Genomic DNA, 15,111 nt, shown 5'->3' with positions numbered 1-15,111 from the left:
ATGAAAATTAAGCTTTTTTTGATAACACTTTTTATTTCTGCTCTTGGTTTTTCACAGTCGGTTAACGATTATAAAGCTGTTATTGTACCTATAAAATTTGATTTTGCAAAAGGTATAAATCCGTATAGATTATCAACAATGACCAAATCAAATTTGATAAAAGCCGGTTTTCAGGCTTTTTATGAAAATGAACAGCTTCCGGCGGAATATCTGGATAGATGTGAACTTTTATATGCTGATGTAAAAAAAGATAATGGTTTTTTAATCACAAAGCTTTTTGTTGAATTTAAAGACTGCTTTGGTAAAGTGGTTTATACTTCCGAAGTAGGAAAAAGTAAAGATAAAGAATATGAAACTGCTTACAGAGAATCCTTAGATTTCGCATTTGTATCCATAAATAAGCTGAAGTATAAATACAATGGGAAAACAAATGTTACTTCTTCAAAAATGTCAACAGCAGTTGCAACAACTCCGGTGGTAACTACAACTGTAGTTGCTGCCCCTGTAGCTGATGTTTCTGATCCGAATTTACTGTATGCGCAACCAACAGAAAACGGATATCAATTAATTGATAAAACCCCAAAAGTGATTATGAAATTGCTTAAAACTTCGCGACCTGATTCTTTCATTGCAATAAAAGATGGTATTCAGGGATCTTTAAATGCAAAAGACAATCAGTGGTTTTTTGAATATTACCAAAATGATAAATTGATATCTGAAAAAGTGTCAGTTAAATTCTAAATATAAAATATAGTTTAATAACCATATTTATCTTTCCAGCGGTTCTTTAAAAATTCGCGGTTACTGTTCTCTCGGGAATTGTTTCCCGGATTATAAAGAACCGTTTCTTTTATCGCCTCTGGTAAAAATTCCTGTTCAGCAAAATTATTGGCATAATCATGCGAATACTTATATTCGTCCCCATAACCTAATTCTTTCATAAGTTTGGTCGGAGCATTTCGTAAATGAATAGGGACCGGTAAATCGCCCGTTTGTTTTACCAATTGCTGGGCATTTCCAATCGCCATATATGAAGCATTGCTTTTAGGAGATGTTGCTAAATAAATGGCACATTGACTTAATATAATGCGGCTTTCGGGATAGCCAATTGTTGCAACAGCCTGAAATGTATTGTTGGCCATAATAAATGCAGTAGGATTCGCATTTCCAATGTCTTCGCTTGATAAAATCAGCATTCTTCTTGCGATGAATTTTACATCTTCACCGCCTTCAATCATTCGGGCTAGCCAATATACGGCTCCGTTAGGGTCACTTCCACGAATCGATTTGATAAAAGCTGAAACAATATCGTAATGTTGTTCACCACTTTTGTCATACAAAACAGTGTTTTGTTGTACCAGTTCAAAAACACGATCGTTTGTAATAATAACTTCTTCATCTGCTGAAGCATTAACGACAAGCTCGAATATATTCAATAATTTTCGGCCATCACCTCCCGAAAGCCTTAGCAAAGCTTCGGTCTCTTTTAAAACGATGTTTTTTGAAGCTAACTCTGTATCTGTTTTTATTGCGCGCTGCAATAAAGCTTCTAAATCGGCTTTTGTAAAAGCATTCAAGATATAAACTTGACAACGTGATAATAATGCGGGAATGACTTCAAAACTTGGATTTTCAGTCGTAGCACCAATAAGAGTGATCCAGCCTTTTTCGACTGCTGCCAAAAGAGAATCTTGTTGTGATTTGCTAAATCGGTGAATCTCATCAATAAACAAAATAGGGTTTTTAGTGGTAAATAAACCACCGCTTTGTTTTGCTTTTTCGATTACATCACGAATGTCTTTTACACCTGAATTTATTGCACTCAGAATATAAAATGGACGTTTTGATTCCTGGGCAATAATTTGTGCTAAGGTTGTTTTTCCTGTTCCCGGTGGACCCCAAAATATTAATGACGGAATAATTCCTTTTGAAATTTGTTGCGTCAAAGAGCCATTTGGTCCAACCAAATGACTTTGACTAATGTAGTCTTCTAGTTTTTGTGGGCGAATACGCTCTGCTAAAGGTGCTTCCATTTTGTAAAATTACCATTTTCAATTTTAATTTTATAATTTTCAGGAGCTATTTACCTGCTGTCCGCTGTATCTTTTCCCGGCAAAAGAAGCCGGAAAAGGATGCCGCTCCCATCAGGGCTAAATCCGTATCTAAGAATATTTTGCGTTAGCTGACAAATTATCAGTAAATTATATTTGGATAGTTTTTTGATATTTATTTAACGAACAGATTCTTATAGCTTATGAACGACGATCATTTTAAATTCTCAAATGCTGTTATTGGACTTCCCGTATTTTTTGTCCTTTTTCTTTGGATTGTATATTGGTTTCAAATTCGTTTTGATTTTGATTTTTACCAAAACGGAATATACCCTCGTGATTTTTCAGGTTTACAAGGAATTATTTTTAGTCCTTTTATACATGAGAATCTGAGTCATTTGTATAATAACTCTATTCCGCTTTTAGTATTGTTAGCTGCTCTGCAATTTTTTTATTCAAAGCAGTCTATTGCGGTTATAGGTTATGGAATTATATTTTCGGGTTTAATTACTTGGGTTATTGGCCGTGAAAATTATCATATCGGAGCCAGTGGATTGATTTATGTTTTAGTAAGTTTCATCTTTTTTAAAGGAATCCAAACAGGTTATTATCGATTAGTAGCGCTTTCCTTTTCTGTTGTATTACTTTATGGCGGAATGATTTGGTATGTTTTTCCGGAAATTGACAATACGATTTCGTGGGAAGGACATTTGGCTGGTTTTATTGCCGGTTTTGTACTAACTCTTTTTTATAAAACGCCTGATTATGCTAAACCAATTGTTTATGATTGGCAAAAACCGGATTTTAATCCGCAAGATGATGTTTTTATGAAACACTTTGATGAAACAGGTAATTTTGTTAATACGGAAGTGGAAGATGAAGAAATAGAAAATCTTTCTACTTATTTTAATTCTGATCTCCATGTTAATTATACCATTCGTAAAACTGACAAAAACGACGAAATTTTATAGTCGATTTTGTTATTTAGAATTATGTTTATGATTTATAATCTTAGAAATAGAAGAAGATTTACATACTGTTATTTCATGACAAAAACTATTTAGCATTGTCATGAAAACCAGTAAAATATTTTTTATCAATTGAAGGCAAATAAAAAGAATTTGCTTTATATGATAAATTATTTCATTGTCAATTTAAAACGTATTGTAATTAAGTTCTCTGACGGACTGCTTCATATAAAAAAGCACCACAAGCAACAGAAACATTCAACGATCCAATTGTTCCAAACATTGGAAGTTTTGCTTTTTCATCTACAATTTTAAGAACCGAAGGGTTTATTCCACGATCTTCAGAACCCATTATAATTGCTACAGGCTCGTTTAATGAAAGATCATAAATATTTTGTTCAGTTTTTTCGGTTGCAGCAACAGTTTTGATTCCTGAACCCTGAAGATAAAATATGGCATCTTTAATATGTTCAACTTTACAAATAGGCACATTAAAAACGGCTCCGGCGGATGTTTTAACAGTATCTCCATTTACAGGAGCAGAACCCGCTTTTTGAACAATAATTCCGTTTACACCTGTACATTCTGCAGTTCTGATGATCGCACCAAAATTTCTGGCATCAGAAATCTGATCTAATATTAAGAACAATGGTTTTGCTCCGGATTCAATAGTTGATTCGACTAAATGTTCTAAATCAATAAAACCAATTGGTGAAATGGTTGCTACGGCACCCTGATGATTATTTGGAGTCAGACGATTTAACTTTTCTACAGGAACATACGAGAAGTTTATGTTGGCGCGTTTCATCACCTTCATTAAATCCTTCATTAATTCTCCGGAAATTTCTTTTTGTATAAATACTTTGTCTACTTCTTTTCCTGCCTGAATCGCTTCTATAATGGCTCTGATTCCAAATATTTGATGTTCTTTTTCCATGGTGCAAATATAGGTATAATGTTTTTATAAAAAAAAACCACTCTGGATGAACAGAGTGGTTTTAGTTTTTTATAATTAAAATCTAATATTCATCTTCTTTGAAACCAGTTCTCTTGTGACCGTCATAAAGAATGTCATAGCCTGCGGCATCGTAGCTAAAATGAGCTCTGAAAGATATCTTGTCAACTTTGTGTCCGCCTTTAGAAGTCGCTGCTCCTTTTTCTATTTTTCCTTCAGTAATAGTTACTGTGGAACCTGGGTCCAGTACATTTTCTGCAGATGTAGCGGTAAAAGTTTCAGACTTGACATCAACAGTAACTTTACATTTAATCACATATCCGGTTTTAGCATCGTCAATCCACATTGTGTTGTCGTTTGCTGCAGTATTGTATGTTGAATGTAGGGCATGATCCGTTACTACCTCTCCATCAGAATCAGTAAGTGTTATATACCAATCTCCAGCCATTGACTCGACAGAGGTTCCTCCCGGATCAGTATCTCCTACTTCATCACAAGATGTAAATGAAGTAAGTACAAGTATTGCTACAAGTACAAGTCTTATATTTAGTTTTAATTTTTTCATTGTAATAATTTTAAAGTTGTACTTGTGTTAATGTTGAAACAAAGCTATAATTAGTAGTCGCAGAAGCAGCCCAAGAAGTTGATAGTACAAGTGTTTTGGTTGCAGCATTAACAGTTAATCCAGTTATGTTGGCAACTCCTCCAAAGTATGCATTCCCTAATGGGTTCCCTGGAAAAGTAAACGTATTAGTTGCAATATTACCAGTAATTGTTCCGCCTTGAGTTGCAGAAGTTAAGCCAATATTTCTTCCTATACTATACCAGCCACCAAAAGCATCTGATACTCCATAAGTACCATCAGTATTTTTCCAGATATAGACATATTTCTGGTCTACTGAACTTCCTTGAGATGCAGGTAGTAATGTACCATTTCTTCTAGTTGTAGAAAGATAAACGCCTTCAATACTGTTAATTAGGTTGCCAGTTTTGTAAACAATTACTTTTCTGGTTAAAGTTGCTTTAAAACCATCTTTATTTACTGCAGTATAGGTCTGAGTATACTCATCTGCTTGGTTAATATCAAGTGTTGTGGCTTTTCTATAATTTCCTACATAAGATACTACAGTTGGTATTTCAGCGCCTCCCTCTAGGGCAACAACGCCTGGGTCAGTAAAAGTTCCACCTAGTGGTACAAATACTGTAGCGTCACCATTAAGGGTAATAACTGGATAGTTTGTGACTTTTGAAACATTGTCAGTATCCGTTGAGCATGATGTAAATAGCAGACCGCTAAACACCATTAATTGTATAAATATTTTTTTCATCAGTTAGTTTTTTAGTTAACGTCCCACCATACCGGAAGAGTTATTGCTTTTAAAGCTGGAGCATTTGGATTTCTCGATTTTACCGTATTTGGTAAAACAATTCTTTTAGGGAATAAGTTATCGTCAAGTACACTTTGTACAGACACAGCAAATTGTCCAGGAATATAGCTTGCACTAGTTTGAGGAACACTGGATACTTTTGGGTAGCCTGTTCTGTTTTGCTCAATGAAAGATTCGTAGCCGTTTCCAGGGAAACTTGAAATCCATTTTTGTGTAATAATTGCTTCAATTTGAGCATCAGTTCCTGTTGCTGGGAATTCGTAATTTCCTCCAGCATTTATAAAAGCAGACGCATTAAGTGAATATTTGCTGAAATTTGCAGTAACACCTAAATCATAAGCTGCTTTAGCACCAGCTCCGCCGTAATATCTTGTAAGAGCCTCTGCTTGTAAAAAATAGCTTTCTTCGGCACTAATGAAGTATACGGGAGTTGTAGCGGCTAAAATTACTGTAGAAAGACCTGTAGCATTGTTTAAGAAGTCACCCTGATTGTTAGCTTTTCCTGTGGAAGTTCCTCCATTTTCGTAATATTTAGCTATACGAGGGTCTTCATTTTCGTCTAAGAAAGAGTACATTGTTTTACTAGCTTTAAGATTTAAAGTAGTATTCAATTGTCTTCTGTCTGATTCAAACAAAGGATTACTTCTACTGTCAGCATTTTCGAAGTTATGCATTGAAGCATCAACATCCAAGAATTTAGCACCTGAATCAATTAAAGCCTTAACTCCCGATTCAGCAAGTGCTGGATTTACTTGAGTTAATCTTAAATGTAATTTTAATAATAGTGTATTACCATATTTTGTCCAATTTGTCATATCTCCGTTAAAGAGGAAATCATCTTTAGCAGGAACTTCACCTACAGATGCACTTAGATTTTTTGATAATGCTAACTTTAGGTCAGCTATCATTAAATCATAAGTTTGTTTTCCTGTATTGAATTTTGGTTGTAAAATGTTTACATTGTTAGCTTCAGCATAAGGAATATCATCATACAAATCGGTCATTACTTGTGAAGCTTGTACTTCAAGTACAGTAGCTATCAAAAAGTAGTTCCAGTTACCTTCAGCTAATGCTTTTGCTTTTACAACTCTAATGTCGTTTAAAGCATCGTACATTGCTGTCCAGCCAACTTGATAATCATTTGTTCCAATACTGTATTGATCTACGTCTTTGTATTGATTTGAGGTAGTATTTTGTGTCCAGAATTGTGACCAAAAGCCTCCTATAATCGCATAATAAGAACCTTGGGCTCCTGCAACCCCTGCAATACCGGCAGGAAGAATGGTGGAGTAAGCCTGTCCCGCTGGCAATAAGTCCGGATCTCTATTAATGTCAAATGTTTCGTCACATGACACTAATAAGAAAAGAGCTGTTATTAATGTTGCTATTTTTTTCATTTTTCTATATTTTATTTTAGAATGATAATTTTAAAACCCCACCTACTGATCTTTGTGATGGGTTAGATCCAAATTCTCCGAAATCTGAAATTGAACGTGTTGCTCCGTATGTTGATACTTCCGGATCTACATAAGGATTGTCTCCTGGCGTCCACATAAAAAGATTTCTGGCGTAAACTCCCAGTGTAATTTTGTTTAATCCCATGTTTTTGCTTAATGAAGAAGGGAAATCATAGTTAAAAGTAACCTCTCTTAGCCTAACAAAAGTTTTGTCTATTACGTGGTTATTTTCGTAAGCTGGATTGTCCTGAGTATTATAAAATGAATTTATTTTTGCAAATGTGACAGGAGTCATGTTTTCCGTATAAGTTACAGCACCGGTTGCTGTATCTACATGTTCATTAACAGAGTTAGGAACAATAAATGTATTTCTGTCGTTATATGCAGTTTCAATACCATTTCCTGTAAAATGAGCAAGTCTTTTTGTATAAGAATACATTTCTCCACCTTCTTTCCAGTCTAATGAAAATCCTAAATTAAAATTTTTATACTTAAAAGTATTTTGCAGACCCATTACAAAATCACGTTGAGAGTCTCCAACACGTTGAATATCGTCGCTAAGTTCGTACATTCCAGTAGATGCATTTACAATAGTTTGACCCGCTGCATTTGTTTTTGGGACATAAGCGTAATAGGTACCCATTGGCTGTCCTTTAGTAGCTCTGTATGTTACTGAGTAACCAGTTGCTAAATCAATAGTGTTAAATCCTTCAGCTATCTCAGTAACTTCGTTCATGTTTTTTGTGAACGTGTAGGTAATATTCCAAGTGAAGTTTTGGTTTTTGATTGGACTTCCAGTAAGAGATAATTCAATACCTTTATTAACAATATCTGCAGCGTTGATAGCTTTAGATGTAAATCCTGTTGATGGATCTAAAGGTAGGTATACGATTACATCAGAAGTTGTTTTATGATATAATGCAATATCATAGCTAATTCTGTTTTTGAAGAAAGATCCTTCTGCTCCAACTTCATATTCAACTGTGCTTTCTGGTTTCAATTCTGAGTTTCCTAGTCTTGAAGATGCTTCGTAATAACTTACCCCTCCAATTGGAGAAGATATTACACCAAAATTTGCTGCTGCTGATCCAGGTACATATGCATTTTCTGTATTATAAGGTTCTGTGTCATTTGCAATTTTAGAAGCGGCGCCTCTTAATTTTAAGAAAGTACTTCCGTTGTCAATAACAATGGCTCCAAGAGATAATGCAGGGTAAAAGTAAGCATTGTTACCAATTGGTAAAGTAGAAGTTACATCTTCTCTACCTGTAATAGTAGCAAAATACCTGTTTTTGAAAGCAAATTCAGCAGATGCATAAACAGCACCTGTTTTTCTTAAAGAGTTATTCTGAAAGATTACAGGTCTTGATGCTGAGTTAGAAAGTTCATAGTAATTTTTAATACCTAAACCGGTAATTGTATTGAATAGTTCATCAGTCTCTCTCTTGTTATAATTGAAACCTCCTAATAAATTTAGAGTCCAGTCTTCGCTTAAATTAGTATTGTAATTAAGATTAAAAAAAGTGTCAAATTCACTATATTCTGATCTTCCTTCTGTAACTCCACCAACTATTACGTTTTTATTACCGTCTTGAGGGCTTCCTGGCTCATAATCTACAATAGCTCCATAACTTTTAAATCTTTCATTTCTGATATTACCACCAATTTGCCATGTAGCTGTAATTTTATCAGTAATTTTATAACTTAAATTTACGTTCCCAAAAATGTTGTTTCCTAATACTTTTGTACTGTTTTCGTTTATTGCGAAATAAGGATTTCCAGCATAAGGAGTAAAATAATAGCTATTATTATTAAAAACATTGTTTTTGTAATCTGCTAAATCAACAATACTTACATCTCTAGGAATTTGTAATAATTCTTGTTGTAAAGTTGAACCTTGACCAGCATCATCTCCTTGCCCTGTATTTACAACACCTTGGTCTTTGTAAACATAATTGATAGATGTTCTTAATGTGAATTTGTTTGATTTCAAGCCACCGTTAAATCCTAAAGATTGTTTTTTATATAAATCAGCGTCAGTTGGTACAACTCCATCACTGTTTACATTAGAGAACACTAATGAGAAATCTGACGTATCACCACCACCACTAAGGGTTACAGATTGTGTTGCTAATGATCCAGTTTTGTAAAAATCTCTCACGTTGTCATTTAATGCTACATAAGGTTTAATTTGTTGACTGTTGTTGTATATTGTTCCCCAAGGTCTAACTTCTCCATTGAATGCTGGTCCCCAAGAACCATTTTCATTACTGTAAGAGTTAGATCCTGAAAATCCTACACCATTCCATCCTTGTCCAAATTGATTTTGTAAGTGAGGAACTCTTGCAACTTGACTGAATTCTGTTGAAGCTAATAAGTCAACTTTAATTCCTGAGTTTGATTTACCTTTTTTAGTTGTGATGATGATTACCCCGCCTCCAGCTCTTGAGCCGTATAGTGCAGATGCAGCAGCTCCTTTAAGAACTGTCATACTTTCAATGTTATTTGGGTCAAGGTCACTAATACCGCTACCAGCATCATAAGATCTTGTTGTAGTTGCAACTCCATCATTACCACTACCTGTTGCACTATTGTTAATTGGAGTGCCATCAACAATGTAAAGTGGACCAGTGTTTCCTGTAATGGTATTTAAACCACGTATAATGACTTTTGTTGAAGCTCCTGGTTGAGATGGAGCAGTAATGTCAACACCGGCGATTTTACCAGAAAGTGTCTCAAATGGGTTTGTATTAACTACGGCAGTAATCTGTTCAGATTTAAGAGTTGTTGTTGCATAACCAAGAGATTTTTTCTCTCTTTTGATACCAAATGCAGTTACAACAACGCCTTCAAGTTCTTGTGCACCAGCATCTGCTAATTTCACATTAACTACAGAAGAAGTTGCAGCTATCTCTTGGGTTTTCATCCCAATGTAGCTAAATACCAAAACTTGGCTTGGTGATACTTTGATAGTAAATTTACCATCAAAATCAGTTTGTGTTCCAGATTTTGTTCCCTTCAGCAATACACTAACGCCAGGCAAAGGCATTCCCGCATTGTCGGTAACTATACCTGAAACAGCTCTTTCCTGCGCAAAAGTAAGTTGCGCTACTAGTACTAACAAAAGTACTAGGAATCCATTGAACTTTAGTTTCATTTTTTAATATTTTGAATTAGTATCGCAAAACTCTTAATAATTTGTTAACTATCCTAATATAAAAAGCTTTTTTTTTAGTTAAATTATGATTTTACAATAGGATATTGTTTTTTTAGTGTTAATAAACATGTTCAAATTCAATATTCGTAATTTATCGCTTCAAATATGATAATAATGAAATATACTGGAACTTTGGTAAATGTTAAATTATATAGAATAACATCATCAATTGTTTTTTTTATAACTTTTAATACAGAAAAAGCCACCTAAAGAGGCGGCTTTTTACCTTTAATTTAATATATTCTCTAAAATTTATCCCAAAATAATTTGGTTTCGACATTATCACCGCCAATTGCCTGGCTTGCTGCAGTATAACTGCTTTTGTTTAATGATTGTTCTATAATTGGATAAGTATAGCGAACCGGAATTGCAGAAACTGCATCTGCCGGAGCAACTAAAACTGGATAATCCAGTCTTCTATAAGTAGACCAGCCTTCAAATGGATTGTTGTAATATGCTATCCAGCTTTGAGTACCTATTTTTTGTTTCCACGTACCCGGAGCTGTAGCGTATGCAACATTTGGTGTTGCGAGATAAGCCACTGCTTCTGTTTCAGTGCCGCCCCAATCTAAAATCGATGCCGTAATAGCCGCATTATAATGTGCAGCAGCTGTTGCCGGAGTACCATATAGATTTCTTTCTGCTGCTTCTGCTAATAAAAACTCAGCTTCTGCATAATCCAAAATAGTTCCAGGGAAATCTGGCGCCTGAAGAGTAGGTGAAATATGTGTAAAATTCGGAAATGAATTGCTTCCTCCGTTTGTACCGCCAATATATTCTACTTCCGGAGTGGTCGGATCGTCCACATTCTTGTCGAAATATTTAGAGCGTCTTGGATCATTTAAATCATTCATAACGTCTACTAATGTGTTTGCCGGAACAAAATCTGAACGACCGCTCGCAACAAGGTCAACATATAAAGGATTTGTATTTGGAGTCGCTGTTAAGTATTTGAAATCAGCATTGTCAAGATTAGATGAAAAAACAAGTGGAGCTGCACTAGATACAGTGGCTTGCGCAAGAGCCGCTTCAGATGGTATGTCTGAGATCATAATGCCTAATCTTAATTTTAGTGTGTTTGCAAACTTAATCCACTTGCTAACATCACCAGCATAGATTCTGTCATTACCACCAAAGCTTTCGCCTGCAGTATTGAGGTTTGTTATAGCTTTGTTTAATCTTACTATTAAATCTTTGTAGATTGTTAAGCCATCGTCATATTTAGGCGTTTTATAAGTTAAATTTAATGCCTGTGAATATGGTACATCTCCAAAAGTTTCTACTAATATTGCGTAAGTATAGACATTTAAAACCTCGATTATAGCAAGTTTGTTTGACTTATTCAATGGATTTTCGGTTAATCCAAGTGGGGTATTAGTAATATTTTTTGCACTTTGATCTAAATCCTTTAGTACATCTTTGTATAAATACTGCCAGTGCTGTTCTGGTATAGTTCTGGTAACTAAATCGTAATTACTTTCATCTGTATACACTGTTTCTGTCCAATATTGATTTAGTAATCTAAAAATATTGTCATTTACATTAGTACTCATCATTTGATCTACCAAACTTTTTTGAGCACTTGTAAATAAAACTTCTCCAGGTACATTCGCAGGGTCTTTTACGTTTACGTTTAATTTCTCTAAATCATCGGAACAAGATGCTAATATTGTTGCCGTGAAGAGAATAAAGAATATTTTTTTCATGATTTCTAATTTTAAAATTGGATTTTAATGTTAAAGCTAATGTCTCTTGTAGATGGTAAAGATCCTGTTGAGTAGCCTTGTAAATTACCTGCTCCTAATCCTGATTCCGGATCTGCATCTGGTAAGTTTTTGTGAATAATCCAAAGGTTAGTTCCGACAACACTTAAAGTCATTCCGTTCATGAATGTATTTCTTAAAACTTTTTCTGAAAGAGAATAAGAAATTGCAGTTTGTCTTAATTTAATATAGCTGGCATCATATACAAATGCTTCATCTGGTAATCCTCTTCTGTATCCCTGAGCTCCAAAACGACTTGCTACAATTCTGGTTGTGTTTACATTTCCATTAGGGTTTACACCAGGATTAATAAATCCTCCGCTATCACTTCCTGATGTTAATGGATCTCTAACAGGATTTCCAAGTTCATTTATAAATGCTGTATCGTCTGGTAAACCTGTTGCTAAACCATAATAGCGGTCTAATGAAAATATTTGCCCGCCTTTTTGCATATCTATTAAAAACTCGAGTGAGAAATTTTTGTATGTGAATTTATTGTTTAAACCTCCAGTCCATTCTGGATTTGCATTTCCAATTGGGTTATCAGAAGTTGAAGTTTTGATATATTGACCGTTAGCAGGATCGACTACTCTTTGTCCATTTAAATAAGTGTATTGAGTCCCATAGATTACTCCATAAGGCTGGCCAACTGCTGCATTTATTGTAACACCTCCCTGAAAAGAACCTAATTGTAGATTGTCGATACCGTCTAAAAGATTCAATACTTTATTTCTGTTTCTGGCCCAGTTTAAATTAACATCCCATGAGAAATTATCTGTTTTGATTGGTGTTCCATTTAAAGAAACCTCTATACCCTTATTTTCTATTTCTCCTGCATTAATTAATTCGTATAGGTAACCAGTTGAAGATGTTAGTCTTAAAGGAATGATTTGGTCGATTGAGTTAGATTTGTAATACGAAACGTCTAATCCTAATCTCTTTTTAAAGAATGACAGCTCTATACCTGCCTCGTAGCTTTTAGTTTTTTCTGGTTTTAGATTTGGATTATTTTTAGTATCTTTTACAGATGCAGAACCGGCTCCTATAGCTGTGTTTACGGCATAAGTGTCTAAGATTCTGTCGAATCCAGGGCTGTTTCCAACTTCGGCGTAGTTAAGTCTTACTTTACCGAACGATAACCAATCTGCTTTTACAAATTTGGAAAATACAAAACTTGATGATACAGAAGGGTAGTAGTATGAGCTGTTAGCTTCTGGAAGAGTTGAAGAATGATCTCTTCTTATTGTTCCTTCCAAGTATAGATAATCATCATATCCTAAAGAAGCACTTCCATAAACACCATCTACTCCTATTGATTCGTCCCTTTCTATTGGAGCCAGCATAGGAGCTGCTGTATTTTGTAAAGCATACAGGCCAGGTATAGCAAGTCCGCCATTTGTTGCAGCCCATATAGAGCTGTAATAACTTCTTCTAACGTTTAGACCAACAACTCCTTTCAGGTTTAATTTTTCTGTTAAATTTGTATTGTAGTTTAACATGAAATCATAATTATATTCGCTGAAGCCAATATTTCTTCTTGAGTAACCTGAGGGAGCTGGGTTTCTGTTAAGACTACCATCACCTCCGCCAGTTCCGATACCAAAATTTGAAGGTACACTCCCAACTGCTCTTCTTTCTTCTTGTAATTCATCATAAGTATCTACAGACACCCTGCCATATGCATCTAACCAGCTTGCAATTTTATAGTTTAAAGAAGCATTACCTATGAACCTGCTTCTGCTGTCTGATTCATAATTTTCATAGCGTTGGAAATAAGGATTGTCCCAGAATATTGGTCTGGGGTCGTTATAGGCATTAGGATTCCATGTTACGTTTCTTCCCGTAAGTTCATAAGCCTGCTTTAAATCTTTTATGTCAACGTTTGTTTGCCACCATTGTCTAAAATTACCCGCAATATTGTCATTGTACCCTGTGGTATTTCTGCCTATTGTACTTGTTCTTGTGAAGTTACCATATCCCGCTACAGTTAACTTATCATTTATTAAGGTTGATGCATTTAAGGTAACAGTGTTTCTTTTTAATGAACTGTTGGGCATAAGTCCTTTTTGATCAAGATTATTAATTCCTAACCTTAAATATCCATTTTCAAGACCTTTATCTATCGAAACAGAATTTGTTAGGGCTACAGGATTTTCAAAAAATGTTATAGGGCCATTTTTTGCATTAATCCATGGAGTTGCTTTCATGTAATTTGGAGATTCCGGGTAGAAAGCATCCCATTGATACACTAATAAATTTGGATCAAATGCTTGTCCGTACGAAGCATCCTCTGTTAATGGTGTTACATTGTCTAAAATGCCATCTCCATTAATATCTCTATGATCAAGGTAAGAATCTTCATCCGGTCCATAATAAGGGCCATATCCTGCGCCATATTGTTTTTGATATTTTATAAAAGTACTTTTATCTACAGAGCCCATGCTAACTCCGGAATTTACTGTTATAGAATATCCTTTTCCTTTTTTATTTCCCTTTTTTGTTGTAATTACTACAACACCATTAGCTGCCCTGGATCCATATAATGCACTGGCGGCTGATCCTTTAAGTACATTTATTGATTCAATGTCTTCTGGGTTAATGTCAGATGCAGCATTTCCGTAATCGTAACCAGCCCCTGATTGTTCCTGATCTCTGGAGTTGGAATTGTTGTTGCTTACCGGAACCCCATCAATCACAAATAAGGCCTGATTGTTTCCTGTTAATGATGCATTTCCTCTAATTACAATATTAGTAGATCCGCCAAAATTTGTTGTTCTTTTTACTTGTACACCAGAAACTTTACCGGAAATAGAGTTTACAAAGTTGTCACTCTTTACTGCGGCCAGGCTTTCACCTTTTACTTCTTGTGTTGCATATCCTAGAGATTTTTTTTCTCTTGATATCCCTAATGCTGTAACAACAACTCCCTCAAGTTGCATTGTGTCTCCTGATAATTTAGCATTAACCTGGGCTGAGCTTGCTGCAACTTCTTGTGATCTCATACCAATGTAGCTAAAGATTAAAACTTGACTTGGTGATACTTTGATGGAATATTTACCATCAAAATCTGTTTGTGTTCCGGTCTTTGTACCTTTAATTAATACACTTACGCCCGGTAAAGGCATGCCTGCATCATCGGTAACAATTCCCGAGACAGTTCTTTCTTGCGCAAGAGTTATTTGCGCCATTAGTACTAATAACAGTACTAAAAATCCATTAAACATTGGTTTCATATTAATAAATATTTTGAATTAGTGTCACTAATCTCATAATAATTAGTTAATATTCCAAGTTTTTTCTTAAAGATTTTGT

10 protein-coding genes are annotated in these 15,111 nt (G+C 34.9%); 2 read left to right on the top strand and 8 right to left on the bottom strand.

The window, feature by feature from the left end:
• Nucleotides 1–741 carry a hypothetical protein gene (locus ACEN92_RS11905; RefSeq protein ID WP_495638582.1) on the top strand — a complete coding sequence of 247 codons (741 nt, stop codon included), beginning with the start codon at nt 1–3 and terminating at the stop codon, nt 739–741.
• Between the two features lie 14 nt (nt 742–755).
• On the opposite strand, the gene ACEN92_RS11900 is transcribed toward ACEN92_RS11905, so the two are convergent.
• Nucleotides 756–2,033, bottom strand: coding sequence for a replication-associated recombination protein A (locus ACEN92_RS11900; protein WP_495638581.1), 1,278 nt, complete (start codon nt 2,031–2,033; stop codon nt 756–758).
• Between the two features lie 221 nt (nt 2,034–2,254).
• Here ACEN92_RS11900 and ACEN92_RS11895 point away from each other — a divergent pair, with 221 nt between their 5' ends.
• Nucleotides 2,255–3,022 carry a rhomboid family intramembrane serine protease gene (locus ACEN92_RS11895; protein ID WP_495638580.1) on the top strand — a complete coding sequence of 256 codons (768 nt, stop codon included), beginning with the start codon at nt 2,255–2,257 and terminating at the stop codon, nt 3,020–3,022.
• 199 nt (nt 3,023–3,221) lie between these two features.
• On the opposite strand, the gene rlmB is transcribed toward ACEN92_RS11895, so the two are convergent.
• From rlmB to ACEN92_RS11860, 7 genes are all read right to left on the bottom strand, one after another.
• Complete coding sequence (gene rlmB / locus ACEN92_RS11890; RefSeq protein WP_495638579.1) at nt 3,222–3,956, bottom strand: 23S rRNA (guanosine(2251)-2'-O)-methyltransferase RlmB; 735 nt, start codon at nt 3,954–3,956, stop codon at nt 3,222–3,224.
• 82 nt (nt 3,957–4,038) lie between these two features.
• The gene (locus ACEN92_RS11885) at nt 4,039–4,539 is read right to left on the bottom strand and encodes a lipid-binding protein (RefSeq protein WP_495638578.1); all 501 of its coding nucleotides are present in this window, start codon (nt 4,537–4,539) and stop codon (nt 4,039–4,041) included.
• A gap of 10 nt (nt 4,540–4,549) precedes the next feature.
• Entirely contained in the window at nt 4,550–5,302 is a 753-nt protein-coding gene (locus ACEN92_RS11880) for a BT_2262 family domain-containing protein (RefSeq protein WP_495638577.1), read from the bottom strand.
• Between the two features lie 11 nt (nt 5,303–5,313).
• Nucleotides 5,314–6,759: a SusD/RagB family nutrient-binding outer membrane lipoprotein gene (locus ACEN92_RS11875; RefSeq protein ID WP_495638576.1), complete on the bottom strand. Its 1,446-nt coding sequence runs from the start codon at nt 6,757–6,759 to the stop codon at nt 5,314–5,316.
• Between the two features lie 16 nt (nt 6,760–6,775).
• Entirely contained in the window at nt 6,776–9,976 is a 3,201-nt protein-coding gene (locus tag ACEN92_RS11870; RefSeq protein WP_495638575.1) for a SusC/RagA family TonB-linked outer membrane protein, read from the bottom strand.
• Nucleotides 9,977–10,281: 305 nt separating this feature from the next.
• On the bottom strand, nt 10,282–11,742 hold the full coding sequence (locus tag ACEN92_RS11865; RefSeq protein WP_495638574.1) for a SusD/RagB family nutrient-binding outer membrane lipoprotein: 1,461 nt from the start codon (nt 11,740–11,742) through the stop codon (nt 10,282–10,284).
• A gap of 11 nt (nt 11,743–11,753) precedes the next feature.
• Entirely contained in the window at nt 11,754–15,032 is a 3,279-nt protein-coding gene (locus ACEN92_RS11860) for a SusC/RagA family TonB-linked outer membrane protein (protein ID WP_495638573.1), read from the bottom strand.
• Nucleotides 15,033–15,111 lie beyond the last annotated feature (79 nt).

This window comes from Flavobacterium sp. Flavsp81, from assembly GCF_059491325.1.
This window is presented reverse-complemented; position numbering and strand designations above follow the sequence as displayed.

Bases quoted from the DNA above. Each gene is read 5' to 3' on its own strand.
- ACEN92_RS11865 (WP_495638574.1), bottom strand. From the start codon at position 11,742: ATGAAAAAAATATTCTTTATTCTCTTCACGGCAACAATATTAGCATCT.
- ACEN92_RS11860 (WP_495638573.1), bottom strand. From the start codon at position 15,032: ATGAAACCAATGTTTAATGGATTTTTAGTACTGTTATTAGTACTAATG.
- ACEN92_RS11870 (WP_495638575.1), bottom strand. From the start codon at position 9,976: ATGAAACTAAAGTTCAATGGATTCCTAGTACTTTTGTTAGTACTAGTA.
- rlmB (WP_495638579.1), bottom strand. From the start codon at position 3,956: ATGGAAAAAGAACATCAAATATTTGGAATCAGAGCCATTATAGAAGCG.
- ACEN92_RS11885 (WP_495638578.1), bottom strand. From the start codon at position 4,539: ATGAAAAAATTAAAACTAAATATAAGACTTGTACTTGTAGCAATACTT.
- ACEN92_RS11880 (WP_495638577.1), bottom strand. From the start codon at position 5,302: ATGAAAAAAATATTTATACAATTAATGGTGTTTAGCGGTCTGCTATTT.
- ACEN92_RS11900 (WP_495638581.1), bottom strand. From the start codon at position 2,033: ATGGAAGCACCTTTAGCAGAGCGTATTCGCCCACAAAAACTAGAAGAC.
- ACEN92_RS11875 (WP_495638576.1), bottom strand. From the start codon at position 6,759: ATGAAAAAAATAGCAACATTAATAACAGCTCTTTTCTTATTAGTGTCA.
- ACEN92_RS11905 (WP_495638582.1), top strand. From the start codon at position 1: ATGAAAATTAAGCTTTTTTTGATAACACTTTTTATTTCTGCTCTTGGT.
- ACEN92_RS11895 (WP_495638580.1), top strand. From the start codon at position 2,255: ATGAACGACGATCATTTTAAATTCTCAAATGCTGTTATTGGACTTCCC.